Raw genomic sequence first — 15,351 nt, forward strand, 5'->3', positions numbered from 1 at the left:
TCCATGGAAAACGACCGAAAACAAATCAGCGATTGGCAATTTTCTCCCCGTCAAAAATCAGGACGCCTCTTCCCTCTCCGGCCTTGCCGCCCGCCAGCAGGTAATTCTTAAAGGCCCGCTGCATGGAGGTACGCTCCGGCAGGTCTTCCAGGGGCTTTTTATAGTCCCCGCCGAACAGCCGCCAGGAATCATCGAACTCTTCACTTGCTTCCTGGCCTGTAATATCAAAATCCCGCTGGAAGCTCACAATATTGGAGGTGGGGGATAAAATTTCCCCATAGGGCGGGTACAAAAGCCAGGAATGGCAAACACACACCAGGGGGCCACCGTTTAATTCGTCCTGAAAAAACGCATAGGCCTTTTTGTAGGAAGCAAGCCGGGCCGCCTCATCAAAGGGCTCGCCGCTGGCGGGGATATGAATGCTTTTTACCTTATCCCCCTTCTTTACGGTATACCCGTTCTTTTCATAGGGGATATCCTCGGAATAGGTGACGTTTTCATATTCCAGCCTGCCCAGCTTTACAATATCCCGGGAATAGAAAATGGGGTACCAGAAGGCCACAAAATTGCCCCATACGCCCTGTACCTCCTTGCATTCCAGCACCTTATAACGCAGGTCGGAGAAGGTGTCCCAGAAGATCTGCTCCGGGAGCCCCTCGGCGGCGAAGGCCTCCCGCACCGGAATTGCCGCCTCTACCAGGAACAACAGCCATACCGTGTAGGGGGAAAGCCCCGCCTTTGCCGCGATCTCTTCGATCAGCAGCTTCGACAGGGAAATGCTGAAATCATTGTCGTAAAAAAACTCCACCGCGCCGTCCAGCGCCTCCTCCTGCCCGGCGGCGGTAAGGGTATCGGCGTTTTTCAAGAGCTCTGTCCGGGCCTCCTCCGGAAAAGCGGTTTTCTCCATCAGCAGCCGTAAAAAATCCTTGTTCATAACGTGTTTCTCCTTTCTGAAAAAGCAAATAAGCTTAAGGCAACACCGCACAAAGACCGGCCAGAGGCCTTTGTACACAATTTGCTTGCATATTTTCCGTCATAGCACACAGCTTTCGTTGCCAATCGCAAGATTGGCTGCACTCAATCTGTGCACTCTGACGAAAAATCTGACTGTACAACTTGCGCACAATCTTTGCGCGGCGTTGCCTTAGGGCTGTTTCTCCGGAAAGCTTCTGAAAAACAGCAAATTCCCGTCCGGGTCTAAAAAGCTCATGTTCACCGCGCCCCAAGGCCTTTTCGCGGGCGGCTCCACCACCTTCGCTCCCAGTGCCCTGACCCGCTCATAGGCGGCGTCCAGATCCTCCACCGTAAAGGCAAGCTGGATATTTTGGAAATTTTTCTCCCGCTTGGCGCCGTCGTGGTAAACCGTCAGCATCGTTTCCTCCGCAAGGATACACTGATGGGTCTCGTCCTCGCTGCCGTTTTCCACCTGCAAAAGCTTTTTGTAAAAATCCGCCAGCCTTCTCACGTCCTCCGTCAGCAGGCACACCTCTCCGAGCTTCATGCTGCCCCTCCTATTTTCCGATTTTTTCCGTATCGATGATGATAGTAACAGGGCCGTCGTTTTGCACCAGCACGTCCATATGAGCGCCGAATTCGCCGGTTTCCACCTTTTTTACACCGCCTGTCCTTGCCTGCTCTACAAACCGCTCATACAGGGCCTTTGCTTCCACGGGAGGCGCGGCCCGGTCAAAGGAAGGGCGGCGGCCCTTTTTGCAATCGGTGCTCAGGGTGAAATTGGAGACCACCAGCATTTCCCCGCCGATGTCCAGCAGGGACAGGTTCATCTTGCCGACTTCATCGGAAAAGATCCGCAGCTCCCGGATCTTTTCTGCCAGAAAATCCGCCTGCTTCTCCGTATCTCCCTCCAGTACCCCCAAAAACACGGTAAGTCCCTGCCCGATCTCCCGGGTCTCTCCATGGTCTATGGTGATCTGAGCACCCTGTACCCGCTGGATCACTGCCCGCATGAAATCCCCCCTAAATTGTCCTTAAGGGTATCCTAACATACCGCAAACTAAAAAGCAAACCGGATTCGATTGTATCTTCCCAAAAAATTTGCTATAATGAAGGTAACACCTATTCCTTGTGAAAAGCGAGGCAAAATTATGATCTATGAAATCAGAAACGATACCTTCACCGCCCAGGTGGATTCTCTGGGCGCGCAGCTGATCTCCCTGAAGAACGCGGAGAATTTTGAGTACATCTGGACAGGCGACCCCAGCTACTGGAAGGGCCACGCCCCGGTGCTGTTTCCCATGGTGGGCGCACTGCGGGAAGGCAAGGCAAAAATCGGCGGCGAGTGGTTCCAGATGGGCCAGCACGGTCTTGCCCGCCACCGGGAATTTTCCCCGGTCAACCAGGAAGATGGGCGAATTTCTCTGTGCCTTTCCTCCGATTTTGAAACAAAAAAGCAATACCCCTTCGCGTTTTCCCTTACCGTGACCTATACCCTGCTGGAAAACGGCATAGAAACCGGCTTTTCCGTGAAAAACACCGGGGACAAGGTGATGCCCTTCGCCATTGGCGGCCACCCCGGCTTCAACCTTCCCGTAAACGAAACCGCCGCCTTTGAGGACTATGTGATCCTCTTTGAAGAGCCGGAAACCCAGCGTTGTCCAGCCATCGTGATGGGAAAGGGGCTCATCGATCCCGGAAAAACCGCCTTTACCCTGGAAAACCAGCGGGAGATCCCCTTGCGGCATTCGCTTTTTTATGAGGACGCGCTGATTTTTGAAAACCTGCGCTCCTCCAAGGTACAGCTGGTAAACCCGAAAACGGGCAGGGGCGTGGAAATGGATTTTTCCGGCTTCCCCATGCTGGGGATCTGGTCGGCTCAAAACGATGGCCCCTATGTGTGCCTGGAGCCCTGGACGGGCTGTGCCACCCGCACAGACGAGGACGACACCTTCGAGCAGAAAAAGGGCATGACCTTCCTTCCCGCGGGCGGAACCGCGGAGTTTTCGTTCTCCACAAAAATCTTGTGATCTGATTGAAAGCAGTGCCTCCTTGTAGGGGAAAATCTATAAACAACAAAAAGCCACCGGAATCACATATCGGCGTAATGCCTGTATGTGCCGGTGGCTTTTTTATTGCGGCAGCACAGGAAAACAGATATGCTTCCGATCCGTTTACTGTGGGTATCTCAGTCCGCAGGGCAGAATAATGCGCTGTGCCTGAACGCGGTTCATACCACTTTCCTCTTCCTTGATGCGGTAAAGGATCTGCTTTGCCGCCAGCACGCCAATGTCCTTAGTCGGTACGATGATTCGCGGAATTGATGTTTGAAGCATATAGTCGGTCTCGTCCTCACTGCCGCACACCACGTCAAATTCCGGTGGTATCAGGATCCCCTGCGTATTCGCGTCGTAAAACATATTGAACATACGGTCAAAATCGATAAAGCACAAAGCAGTGCAGTGATTGCGCTCGGCAAACTGCAAAACCGCCTCTTTCGTTCTGGGCATTTCACCATCATAAAGCTCAGTGTCACAGGGCATATCATAATGTTTCAGCGCCCGCTGAAAAGCTTTGCGCTGCTCCTGTACAGAGCTTAATCCCGGCACTCCTGAAAAAAGAGCCGCCTTTTTGTGACCGTTTCTCTGGTAATAAGAAACCGTTTCCGAAAGTGCGTCCGCAAAGGTATGGGTGATCCCATCGGCAGAAAAGGGAAAGTGCGCGTCCAATATTACACTGGGGAAATCCTTCGGTAGTTCCTTTTCCAGCTCTTCGGTGTTTTGCGCCGAAGTAAATACAATGAGCCCGTCCACCACTCCGCGGCTTAAGGTGCTGTTGATAAGAAGCCGCTCCGTTTCAAGGTCAAAATTACTGCTTGCTCCCAAAATTCTGTAGCCGCTTTTCGCAAGCTCCGCCCCACACACCGAAAAAACGTTGGAATAAAATTTTGTGGAATAGGTAGGCGATATATAGCCAATCGTGCGGCTTTTCTTCCCCTTCATGCTTCTGGCTACGGAGCTTGGCATGTATCCCAGCTCCGCCACAGCCTTCAGCACTCGTTCTCGCGTCTCCTTACTGACGGGTTTTGTTTTGTTGATAACATACGATACCGTTGCCACCGAAACATTGGCCGCCTTTGCCACATCCTTTATTGTACAGCCCATAATAAAACTGCCTCCCCGGCCAAGGCTTCGAGAACGCCTCTTAAGTTTTGTTTTTTATTATACAATAGTGCGCAGAAAACTCCAAGGAAGAAAAAATCTTTTGTGGAATTGCAAAAAAAGTATTGACAGAAAAGCACACGGCTCGTATACTCGGTTTTGGTTAAACGTTTAATTTAAAATTTGTAAAAGCCCTTAAAAATAGGCTTTTTCACGAAAATCTACCAATATTATTATATTATTTCAAGATTTTTAAAAGCAACACCGTACAATCACGACTAAAGCATTAGACGTTGTATTGTGCGGTGTTGCTTTCTTATTCGATTACCAAAAAGTGGCGTTGCAAGCAACGCTTTGTGTTACTTGCAACGCCCCAGAATTTATTGGTACGCCGATCACTTTCCTCTTTGTCATTCTGAGGAACGAAGTGACGAAAAATCTCGTCCTTAAAGCCCTTTAAAAGACCCGAAGGGCGAGATTCTTCGCGGCAGCAAAGCTTGCTTTGCTTTTGCTCAGAATGACAGGAGGAGAATAAGCAAATCGCCGTCGGTCGGGTCAGAAGCTGTCCTCCTGCACTAAGTAGCTTCACGAGTGCCAGCGGCAGCTCGCCGCCAAATTCCAATTTATAAAACTATTTCCACAGCTTTCCTTCCTCCGCGCAGGCGGTGTTCCAATAATCGTCCAGATAGCTCAGCAGGTCGGCTTTGGAAAGCTCGCCCCGGGCAAACTGAGAAACCTTTTCCTCCGCTTCTTCCCGGTAGCCCGTATAGGCTTTGTACATTGTGGGCTCAAAGGCATAGCGGTAGCGGTCTCCGCTGGCGGCCATGGTAAGCTCCGCCGCCAGGTCCCCCTCGGTCAGGGAATCCTCCATGGCCGCCGCGCCCAAATGAATGGGCAGGGAGCCGCACTCCCTGGAGAGGTGGGTATTGTTATCCGCGTTTGACAGGAAGGTGAGAAAATGCGCGGCGATCTCCTGCTCCTTCGCCGAGGCTGAGATCCCCCAGCCCATAAAGGAATTGGGAGAAAGTGCCGCCGTTCCGCTCAAACCCCTGGGGAAGGGCTCTACCGCCCAGGAGCCCTCCGGCATGGAGGCCCGCAAGCTTTCCGCCGCGGAACGGTCCGCCAGCAGCAGCCCGGCCTTTCCCTCCTGAAAGGCCTTGACGGCCTCTTCCTCCGTCCAGTCCAGCGCCCCCTGTACAGCGGCGTTTACAACTCTGGTGAATTCCTCTGCGGCGGCGGACGCCTTTTCTGTGGAAAAAATGGACTTCCCCTCATCGGCAACGGAAAAATAGCCTGCGCCGGGGTCGGCCAGCCGGTTTTGGTGCAGAGAGCTCCACACCATAGCGTCAAAATACCGCAGCAGATTGTTTTTTCCGGCAAAGGCGAGCCTGCCCCGCTCTCCCAGCTGCTCCACCGCCCCGGTGATGATGGTACCGTTGGCGTTGGGACCCCCGGCAATTTCCTCCCAGGTGCGGCAGTATACCTTCTGATCCGGCTCCAAGCCCTCATTATAAGTCTCGAACCAATCGGCCCGGTAGTAGAGAATATCCTGTAGAAATTCACTGGGAAGCAGATAGGCCCGGCTTGCTCCCATGGAGCCCGCCACTGTTCTTGCCGCCTGGGTCAGGGTGGCGCTTTCCTTCCAGGCCAGCAGGTAGGGGTAAAAGTCCAGTAAAACGCCGTCCCGCACAAAAGAGGCCTGCTCTTCACCCGGCACCTCACCGATATCCACTTCCCCGGCCTCCATGGCGGCCTTCAGGCTTTGCGCGTCTGAAAAGGAGCGCACCTCGATCCTGGTATTGGGAAAATCCGCCTGGTATTTCTCCGCGATCTCTTCCAGTACCGCGATCCGCCGGCTTTCGCCCAAAAGCTCTCCCAGCACCAGCGTGACCTTTCTGCCGTCGTTTTTCAGGCTGACCGGAGTCTCCGAAGGCGCTTCCTCCTCCGTTTTGCCGCACCCCGCAAAGGCATTCATACAGATCAGCGCTGCCAAAAGCAAAAGCGCCGCCTTTTTCCACTTCATAGCAAATTCCTTTCTTTTTAGAGCCAAGCTACTTTCCTGTTTATTATAACCGGACAGGGTTGAAAATACAAGACCGGAGCCCAGCAGCGCAAACGTACTTTTTACGCCCTTACAATATAATCCTTTTTCCGTTCCTTCGGCTGAGGCGCGGGGCCGTCACCGTAGCCCAGGGCCAGGGAGCCTACGCCCCGCAGAGTTTCCGCCAGGCCCAGCTTTCTCAGAAACGCCCTGCCTTCCGGCAGCTCGAACATTTCCCGCTCACCGTGGATCCAGCAGGAGGAAAGGCCCAGGGCATGGGCCGCCTGCATCATGGTAACAAGCACGCAGGAGCCGTCCTCCACACAGGTGTGGATTTCCGGATCTGCCAGCACCAGCAAAATTACCGGCGCGCCGTAATAGGGGTCTCCCGCGCTGCCTCTGGCCCGACAGTTCAGCTCCTGTACCACCTGCCGGTTTTCCGGGCTTTCCACCGCCACGATCACCGGCGACTGCTTTCCCATGCCAGTGGGGGCATAGGTGCCCGCCTCCAAAATGGCGTTCAGCTTTTCCCGCTCCACCGGAACGGGCTGATAGCGCCGTACACTGCGCCGGGTTTTGAGCAGCTCCAGCATTTTGTTTTCCATAGGTCAGCATCCTTTCTTCTTTTTGTTTTACAGGGCCTGTATCGTTACAGGCCCTGATAGGACTCGGTTTATTTGTAAAGCAAAATTACTTGTCAAGCTCTGCCAGCAGCCGCAGAAGAAGCTTTCCGGTGCCCACATTGTAACCGCTGCATGCGTAAAGACCGTTCCCCTTACGATCTGCCAAAATCACCAGAGGCAGCTTTTCCGGGTCTACAAACATCCGGCGTGCCAGAAGGGGCACCGTGTCCTGAAAATCCCCTTGCCAGAGGCGGGCTTTCGGCAGCAGCGGAAGAGTTTTTTGCAGGGTGGGGTCTCCCTCCTGCTCCGGGCTTTCCAGCAGAAAATGCAGCGCGCAATCGGCGGCCTCAAAGACCTGGGCGGATTCCCGCAGCTCGTTTAGAATGTGCTCCGTTGGCTCCCGCCCGGCTTCCAGCCAAAAGAAAATGGAAGCGGGGCTTTCCTGAAGCAGCTCGCCGCTGTTTACCGTCTGCCCTTCTCCGCTCTTCAGCGAAAAAGGCGGCAAGCCCTGGGATTCCAGCATATCGGAGATCTGTCCCTCCCGGAAGGAAAGGGAAAACCGCCGGGCTTCTCCTGCCGCCAGAGAAAACACAAGCTGGCGGCTGAGCTGGTTTCCGTTCGGCATGCGGCTCACCGTAAGGAGCCGATAGCTGCCGGGCCTTAGGGAAATCTCCGCACTTTCCTTTGGGGAAAGGTCCGCCGTAGTAAGAAACACTTCCCCTCCCCGCTCTAAACGGCTCAAGGAATAATTCTGCCCGCACAGCGCTTCCTGCTCCTCCGGCGCGGTAAGGGACAGGGTACCGCAGAGTTCTTCTCCGCTGACTTTTCGCCAGCCCTCCCGGTAATATTCCGGCGTTCCGTCCACCGGGGAAAGCCGGGCGGGAATTCCAAGGCTTCTGCACAGGGCGCAGAACAGCACAGCCCTTCCTGTGGGATTGGCCGCCCGCAGCTGAAAGGTTCCCCAGGGTGTGGCCGGAAGGGCCGGGTAGCATATCGCTTCCCGGATCTGCCGCCCGATCCACTCCCATACTTTTTCGGGGAACTTTCGGAATTCTCCCTGTTCCTCCGGGGAAAAGGCCGCCGCCAGCTTCTCCCGCCAGGGGCGCAGCGGCTCCAGACCGATCCGGAGAGAAAGCAGGCCCTGCTCAAAAACCTCCCGGGGATAGGAGGCTTCCCAGGAAAGGGCCGAAAAGCTGTCCTGAAGTATCTCCCGCCGGATTCCACCGGCGCGATCCTTTTCCGTGAGCAGGGAAAGGATCCGCTGCTCCTCCTGGGTTCTGCTTTCCACAGGCCGCTGAGACAAACGAAGCTGCTTTTTTTCTCGAAGCAGAGCGGCGGAATCCAGCCATTCCCGGCGCTTTTTCCGCTCATCTTCCGTCAGCGGCGCGGGATAGCCCTGCGCGCCGGCGGGAGCCAAAAAGGCTGCTTCCTGCAAAACCGCCTCTCCGCCGGAAACCACCCGCCTTTGCAGCACCAGCTCCACAGCCTCCGTTTCCGAGGTATCGACGAGCGCTTCCGCCGAAAGCTCGCCCCATACTGCGGAAACGGCGATGCTGCCCAGCCCCAGAGGCAGTTGGGCCGCGCCGTTTTCTCCGGCCTGCTTCCTTGCAATGGGAAAGAACCGTGCCATATTCAGAATGGAAAAGGTCACCACTCCTTCCGAAAGGGGAGTTCCACGGTCGTCCTTCAAAAAAACCGTAAAGGGCCTTGTTTCCCCATATCGGGCGGTAACGGCCTCATACACTACTCCGTGCTCCGCCCACAAATCAGCGGGATCCGTTTCCGGAAACAGGAAGGAAAAATCTGCCGGTTCCCCGGGCAAAAAAGCTCTTGCATGGATCAACATGGCACGGGAAGCCGCGCTGGTGAACCAGCCCCTGTCAAGCTCCGGCTCCGGCTCGCAGGCACCCAAATAGCGCCAGGCCTTGCCATCGAACACCTCCACCCAGGCGTGGTTGTCGTCGCAATGAGACCAGAAGGGCGCATAGACCTGCCGGGCGCAGATCCCCACACTGCGGAAGGCGTTCACGGCAAAGGTGGATTCCTCCCCGCACCGCCCATAGCCGCAGCGGTATACCGCCAAAGGGGAAGCCGTGTGGTCATCGGTAGAGCGGTAGGTAACCTCCTCTGCGCACCAGCGGTTCACCTCCAAAATGGCTTCTTTCAGAGAAAGGCCCTTCACCCGGTCTATTAAGGCGTCGTGAAACAGATCGCGACAAGCCGCCAGCTCTTCCGTATTGATCCGGGGATACAGCACGCCCAGAAGAAAAAGCTCCTCTGAAAGCGCCGCACACCAGGGAAATTCCTCTCTTGCCCGCATGGCGCTTCGCACAAAGCTTAAAAACAGTTCCGGCTCATAGTCCCCTAAATCGGACAGTGGAAGTGTTGCCAGGACAAATTCCAAATACTCCCGTTCCTCCGGCAGGCAGCTCGCTAAAACTCCGTCCGCTTTTTCTCCCACGAATGCTCTTCTTTCCTGCCAAAAGCGATGGGTATAGCGTTTCAACCGTTCAGACAAGCTCATGCTCGATCCAGCTCCTTCCAGGCTTCCCGGACAGCGTTTTCCTCCGTTTGCCAAATTTCAAATTCGCTCATACCGGGAAGCCCCATGCTGACCCCCTGCTTCCGGTAACACATTTTGCTGCTCAGCACCCGTTTTCCGCTCATGTGAAAGCTGTGGGCCATCGGCAGTCTCTGCCGCAGCTCGCGGATAGCCGCCGCAGTTATTCCGGCCCCCAGGAGAAGCTCAACTTTCCCCGCCCTGGGAAAAAGCTGCTCCAAAAGTGCCCCTCCTTCCAGGCAGGAGGGGGCCTGGCCGGAAGTCAGGATCGTATCTACTCCCCATTCCTTGCAGCGCTCCAAGGCGGAAAAGGGGTCCCTACATACATCAAAGGCCCTGTGCAGGGTAAATTTTCTTCCCGCGCTGTGGGCAAGGAAGACCAGCCGCTCCATACGAGGGCCGTCCAACTCTCCGTCAGGCGTTAAAAATCCGCACACCAAAGCATCCGCGCCGTTTTCCAGCAGGGCGGCGGCGTCCTCCAGCAGCAGAGAAAACTCCCGCTCCGTATAGAGGAAATCCCCAAATCTGGGCCGGAGCAGAACATGAACCGGTAGCTCTGTTTCCCGTTTTGCGGCCCGTAACAGGGAAAGAGAAGGCGTTGTGCCGCCGATCACCAGGTTGGAGCAAAGCTCCAGACGGGAAGCCCCCCCTGCCTTTGCAGCCAAAGCGGATTCCAGGCTGTCTACACAGACCTCCAGAATTTTTTCCATGGTTCTCAAAACCTGAGACCTTTCCAAAAGCTCCGGAAAAGGCCTTCCTTTCTTTTATTTAAGCGGCTGTGCCGCGGGGGAAGCTTCCCCCCTCATTCCGCCAGAGTGACCTCCAGCACCGTGTCTACCGGGTCGGGCAGTACCGGATCCGGCCCCAGGTCGGCAAACACGATATCGGGGTAATTGTCATAGATCCAGCCCTTGGCGATCGGCACTTCCGCCCCGGTTGCCAGCCAACGGATCTCTTTTACTTCCTCCCTGCGAAGTCCTATCAGCGGCATACAGCCCACGGTGTTTTCAAAAAGATGGTAATAGAGCTTATTGCCCTTCCGGGTAATGCGGCCCATATCCGGCTTTTCCATTCCCGCCTTGCCGCAGCCGTAAATACTTTTGGAATTGAGCTTCATCCAATCCCCGATATCCGAAAGGATCGCCATGGACTGCGGGGGAATATTGCCCTTGGCGTCCGGCCCCACGTTCAGCAGGAGATTGCCGCCCTTGGAAACGCATTCCACCAGCTTTTTGATCAGCATGGAGGAGGGCTTGAAGAACCTGTCGTTCTGGCAGTAGCCCCAGTTGTTGTTCATGGTGACACAGGCCTCCCACACCAGGTCGTTTCCGTTTTTATCCAGCAGGCCGTTGGGCGGAATGATCTGCTCCGGGCTGACAAAGTCTCCGTGATAAGGGGTGGGGTTTCCCTCCCACAGGGAGCCGAAGCCTTCTCCGCTGACCTCCAGGCGGTTATCGATGATCACACCTGGCTGAAGGGTACGCACCATCTCCACAAGCTCAGAGGCCCTCCAGGCTTCGCCCCGCAGGGCGTCGGGCCCCTCGCCGTAAGAAAAATCAAACCAGAGGACATCGATTTTTCCGTAATTGGTGCAGATCTCCCGCACCTGGTTGTGCAGGTATTCCAGATAGCGGTCAAAATTCCGCCCGCTGTTCTCATAGGCGGGGTCGTCCCGCATAGGGTGATGGGCATCGTGGTAATGGGGGTAATCCTCGTGGTACCAGTCCAGCAGGGAAAAATACAGCCCCACCTTCAGCCCCTCGGCCCGCACGGCCTCCACGTATTCCTTTACCAGATCCCGCCCGCACCTTGTATTGGTGGACTTAAACTCCGTATATTGGCTGTCAAATAAGCAGAAGCCGTCATGGTGCTTTGCGGTGAGCACCACATATTTCATACCGGCCTCCTTTGCGGTACGCGCCCACTTTTTCGGATCAAAATCCACCGGGTCAAATTCCTCAAAGTACTTCATGTACTCTTCCTTGGGGATCCGTTCTGTGCTGCGCACCCATTCCCCCCTGGCCGGAATGGCATAAAGCCCCCAGTGGATAAACATACCGAACCTGGCTTCCGTATACCAGGCCATACGCTTTTCGTACTCCGCTCTGTCAAACTGAAACATAAAAAAACTCCTCCCTGCCGTATGCTATCCTCAATATAGCATACGGCAGGAAAGAGTGCAATGAAAATTTCTTTGGGGGTTCAGGCTGGAGCGCGAGAAGAAATAAATTATAGTTTAGCGGCGAGGCGCCGCGGCCACTCATGCCCCTACTTAGTGCAGGAAAATGATTTCTGACCCGACCGCAGGGACACCGCTAAATTATAGTTTAGCAGCTAGTTCTCTCTTGTCATTCTGAGGAGCATAGCGACGAAGAATCTCGTCCTTACTTCCTGAGTAAAAGGGCAAAGGACGAGATCCTTCGCTTCGCTCAGGATGACAGAGGGAAGCGAGCGAGTAACCTCTAAATTCCAATTTATCGTTCCTGCCCTTCCTTGCTAATTACTAATTACTAATCCCCCTCGCTTCGTTCAGGTGGGTGGAATAGAGGAACAGCTCTCCTACCTCCATACCGGAGACGCGCTCCATGGCGGCGGCGTACAAGTGGAGCTGGGTGGCATAGCGTTCCCACAGCTCTTCCATGGTTTTTACCCGATCTGTTTTGAAATCAATAATGTGCAGCTTTCCGCCCTCTGTGAAGGTACAGTCCACCGCGCCCTGCAGCACTACCTCTTCCTCCGCGCCAGCCTTTCGATCAGGCTCCGCCAGAGAGGCGGGGATCATGGCGGTAAAACGCCGTTCCCGCTGTACTTCCTCAGACGCCAGCACCCGCCGGCCCAGGTCGTTTTTCAAGAAGGCTTTTGCCCGTTCTACCTCTACGGCGTCTGCCTGCTCAGGGGTCAGGTACGCGCAGTCCACCAGCCGCCGCAGCTCTGCCTGGGGATCCTCCAGCACTGCCTGAAAATCCGCAAACTGCATAAATTCATGGAGGGCGATGCCCCGCTCGGCGGGGGTCATTCCCTTTTCGCCCATCCAGGCGGGGCGGGAAAGGGTCAGCTCTCTTCTGCCGCCCTGCTCTGCCGCCAGTTTGGAGGCCGCCACCTTTACGGGGATCCCCAGGGAAGCTTCCTGGGGATAGGAAAATTCTATCTCTCTCTTCAGCTGCCGGTACAAATCTTCATCGGGCGCCGCCGGTTCCGCTTCTTCCTCCGGAACTTCCTTCCCGGGCAAGGGCTCGTATTCCTCCAAGGTGATCCGCCAGGGAGAGTAGTCCTCCCGGCAGACAATGCCGAAGGCGGCTTCCGCTCTGCTTCTCAGCTCTTGGCCGTCCGGGTGGCACAAGGCGCATAACAGCAGCCATTCCGCCGCGTTTTTGGCCTTTCGCACCGTATAGGGGGAAATCCCCTCCGGCGTTACCTCCGCGGCCAGCCGTTCCAGCTTTTTTTCCATGGCTTCGCCGGAGCCCACCAAAATCAGCTTTTCCTTAGCCCGGGTCATGGCCACATACAGCACCCGAAGCTCCTCCGCCGCCGCGGAACGGGCAGTTTCCAGCGAAATGGCCTCCCGGGCTGTGGTGGTAAACCGGGCAGAGCGCTTTGGATCCCGCAGCTTTACCCCCAAGCCCAATTCGGGGTGCAGCAGCACATCGGCCCGCTGGTCGGAAACAAAATTCCGGCCGCAGCCCGCCACAATGCACACAGGGAATTCCAGCCCCTTTGATTTGTGAATGCTCATGATCGACACGGCGTTTCGCTGCTCCGGCGGGGCCTCCGCCGCCTGCAGATCGGAATCGTTCCGCCGCAGCTTATCCAGAAACCGGACAAAGCCGGATATTCCGTGATAGCCGGAGTCCTCATATTCCCGGGCATAGGCCTGCAAAAGCCGCAGGTTTTGAATGCGATCCCCGCCGTCCTCCATGGCCAGCACCATATCGGGGTAACCGGTTTTCTCATAGAGATAGGTGAGAAAGGCGTCGGAGGGCATGGTGGCGGCCAGACTTCGGTACTCGCGAAGCTCCCGCAGAAGCTTCGCGCAGCGCTCCTCTCCCTTTGCCGACCGCAAAAGGGAAACATAGATCGACTCCTCTTTCCTTTTCTCTCTGAGCCGGGCCGTATCGTCCGGGGAAAAGCCGTAAATGGGGCTCATCAGCACCGCCAGAAGGGGAATATCCTGGTTGGGGTTGTCGATCACCTGCAAAAAGGAAAGCATTACGCCGATCTCGGCGGCGGAAAAAAAGCCGCCGGTCACAGAAGCCTTTGCCGGGATCCCCAGCTTTTGCAGCTCTACCGCATAGGCATGAGCGTGCTGATTGGCGCTGCGGATCAAAATACAGAAATCGCCGTAGGTCAAGGGCCGTTCCCGGCCATTTTCAGTGACCGTAAAACCAGACTCTACCATTTCCCGGATTCGATTGCCGATCCATTCCCCCTCTGCTGTTTCCGCGGGCACGGAGGCAGGCCGGGAAAGCAGGGCAAGCTCTGTTTCACAGCCCTGCTTTTCCTCATAGGAAGCGCCGCAGACCAGCCGCTCCTCCCCGGTGTAATCCATATCTCCCGCCGCCTGGGACATCAGACGGGAAAACACAAAATTCACCGTATCGGTCACTTCCCGGCGAGAACGGAAATTTCGGTCCAATACCAAATAAGCGGGGTAGCCGTCCTTCTCCCGGTCATATTTCTGAAAGGAGCGGCGACACCGGAGAAAGATCTCCGGCATGGCCCGGCGAAAGCCGTAAATGCTTTGCTTTACGTCCCCCACCATAAATAGATTGTCCGAATTTTGGGACACTGCCCGAAACAGGGAATCCTGCACCTCGTTGATGTCCTGATACTCATCGATCATGATCTCATCGAACCTGGCGCTCACTTCCTTTGCCGCCTGGGTCTTTTCCCCTTCCGGGGTCAGAAACAGGCGAATGGCGAAATGCTCCAGGTCGCTGTAATCCAGAAAATTCTTTTCCCGCTTTTTTTCATCGTATCTCCGGGAAAAATCCAGGGTCAGCTCCATCAAGCTTTCCAGAAGGGGCGCGGCGGCCAGCAGCTCTGCCCCGCACTGCTCCCTGCTGCCGAACAGACTGCGGGAAAGCTCCTCCACCGCCCGCTTGCATTCCTTGCGCACCGCCTCCAGCCTTCGCCGGAGAGGGTCCTCCTCAAAGCCGGTCAGCCGGCCTCTCCGTTTCGGGGAAAAGCTCTCCAGAAAACAGGCTGCCCCGTCCCAATCCTTCTTCCCGGCAAGCTCCCGCAGGCGGGAAAATTCCAAGCGGTCCGCCGTGAGAGCGTCGGAAAAGGCGGCTCCTACCTCGCCGCCCTCCAGGGCTTCCTCCAAAGCGGCGGCGCACAGGCTTTCACAGTGCTCCGCTGTTTCCTCCGCGTACCGCAGGATCACTTCTTCCCACTGGGAAGAGTCTCCCCCGGTATACAGCGCGGTTTTTTCCCGCAGCCACTTTTCCGGAAAGGGGTGAGACTGCATGAAGCGGTAGAGGGTAAGGGCCATTTCCATCAGCCGCCTGTCGTCCCGTTCCCCGGTAAAAGCGTCCGCCAGCTCGGTGATCCCGCCCTGCTGAAAGGCCTCGGAAAGGGCCTCGTTCAGCGCTTCGGAGATCAGCTCTTCCTCCTGCTTGTCCGATACGATCTTGAAATCCGGGGAAAGCTCCAGCAGATGGAAAAATTCCCGCAGCATTTCCGCACAGAAGCTGTCTACTGTACCGATATGGGCTTGAGAGAGCAGCAGGCTTTGGCGGCGCAGCAAGGGATCGCCGGGGTTTTTGCGCAGAAGCTCAAATAACCGCTTTTCCAGTCGGCCCCGCATTTCCGCCGCCGCGGCCTTGGTGAAGGTGACGATCAGCAGCCTGTCCGCGGAGGTGGGATTTTCCGGATCTGTCAGCCGTTCAATGGCCCGCTGTACCAGCACCGCCGTTTTGCCGGAGCCCGCCGCGGCGGCTACCAGCACCGTCCCCCGGCGGGCGGAAATGGCGTCCTGCTGGCTCTCTGTCCATCTGTTTTCCGCCACCGCGC

Annotated in this window: 12 protein-coding genes; 1 reads left to right on the plus strand and 11 read right to left on the minus strand. The window is 56.0% G+C overall.

From position 1 onward, the window contains the following. Window positions 1-25 precede the first annotated feature (25 nt). From U8T64_RS00150 to dtd, 3 genes are all read right to left on the minus strand, one after another. Entirely contained in the window at window positions 26-934 is a 909-nt protein-coding gene (locus tag U8T64_RS00150; protein ID WP_322179768.1) for an acyltransferase domain-containing protein, read from the minus strand. A 210-nt stretch (window positions 935-1,144) separates the two neighbouring features. Beyond that, a complete protein-coding gene (locus U8T64_RS00155) occupies window positions 1,145-1,501 on the minus strand; it encodes a VOC family protein (RefSeq protein WP_322179770.1) in 357 nt (118 codons plus the stop codon). Window positions 1,502-1,511: 10 nt separating this feature from the next. Further along, window positions 1,512-1,967 carry a D-aminoacyl-tRNA deacylase gene (dtd, locus tag U8T64_RS00160; protein WP_322179772.1) on the minus strand — a complete coding sequence of 152 codons (456 nt, stop codon included), beginning with the start codon at window positions 1,965-1,967 and terminating at the stop codon, window positions 1,512-1,514. Between the two features lie 138 nt (window positions 1,968-2,105). Between dtd and U8T64_RS00165 the strand changes: the two genes are divergently transcribed. Continuing rightward, a complete protein-coding gene (locus U8T64_RS00165) occupies window positions 2,106-2,984 on the plus strand; it encodes an aldose 1-epimerase family protein (RefSeq protein WP_322179774.1) in 879 nt (292 codons plus the stop codon). Between the two features lie 144 nt (window positions 2,985-3,128). On the opposite strand, the gene U8T64_RS00170 is transcribed toward U8T64_RS00165, so the two are convergent. From U8T64_RS00170 to addA, 8 genes are all read right to left on the minus strand, one after another. Next, complete coding sequence (locus tag U8T64_RS00170; RefSeq protein WP_322179776.1) at window positions 3,129-4,118, minus strand: LacI family DNA-binding transcriptional regulator; 990 nt, start codon at window positions 4,116-4,118, stop codon at window positions 3,129-3,131. A gap of 313 nt (window positions 4,119-4,431) precedes the next feature. Beyond that, on the minus strand, window positions 4,432-4,737 hold the full coding sequence (locus tag U8T64_RS00175) for a hypothetical protein (protein ID WP_322179778.1): 306 nt from the start codon (window positions 4,735-4,737) through the stop codon (window positions 4,432-4,434). 9 nt (window positions 4,738-4,746) lie between these two features. Continuing rightward, window positions 4,747-6,138, minus strand: coding sequence for an extracellular solute-binding protein (locus U8T64_RS00180; RefSeq protein WP_322179780.1), 1,392 nt, complete (start codon window positions 6,136-6,138; stop codon window positions 4,747-4,749). A gap of 101 nt (window positions 6,139-6,239) precedes the next feature. Next, window positions 6,240-6,761, minus strand: coding sequence for a nitroreductase family protein (locus tag U8T64_RS00185; protein WP_322179782.1), 522 nt, complete (start codon window positions 6,759-6,761; stop codon window positions 6,240-6,242). A gap of 85 nt (window positions 6,762-6,846) precedes the next feature. After that, on the minus strand, window positions 6,847-9,303 hold the full coding sequence (locus U8T64_RS00190; protein WP_322179784.1) for a transglutaminase domain-containing protein: 2,457 nt from the start codon (window positions 9,301-9,303) through the stop codon (window positions 6,847-6,849). Further along, window positions 9,300-10,049 carry a copper homeostasis protein CutC gene (locus U8T64_RS00195; RefSeq protein WP_322180466.1) on the minus strand — a complete coding sequence of 250 codons (750 nt, stop codon included), beginning with the start codon at window positions 10,047-10,049 and terminating at the stop codon, window positions 9,300-9,302. Before U8T64_RS00195 ends, U8T64_RS00190 begins: the two co-directional genes overlap by 4 nt. A 92-nt stretch (window positions 10,050-10,141) precedes the next feature. Then, on the minus strand, window positions 10,142-11,461 hold the full coding sequence (locus U8T64_RS00200) for an alpha-L-fucosidase (RefSeq protein ID WP_322179786.1): 1,320 nt from the start codon (window positions 11,459-11,461) through the stop codon (window positions 10,142-10,144). Between the two features lie 381 nt (window positions 11,462-11,842). After that, window positions 11,843-15,346: a helicase-exonuclease AddAB subunit AddA gene (addA, locus tag U8T64_RS00205; RefSeq protein WP_322179788.1), complete on the minus strand. Its 3,504-nt coding sequence runs from the start codon at window positions 15,344-15,346 to the stop codon at window positions 11,843-11,845. Window positions 15,347-15,351 lie beyond the last annotated feature (5 nt).

Origin of the sequence: Neglectibacter caecimuris, assembly GCF_034335015.1 — a bacterium.
Classification (GTDB): domain Bacteria; phylum Bacillota; class Clostridia; order Oscillospirales; family Acutalibacteraceae; genus Acutalibacter; species Acutalibacter caecimuris_A.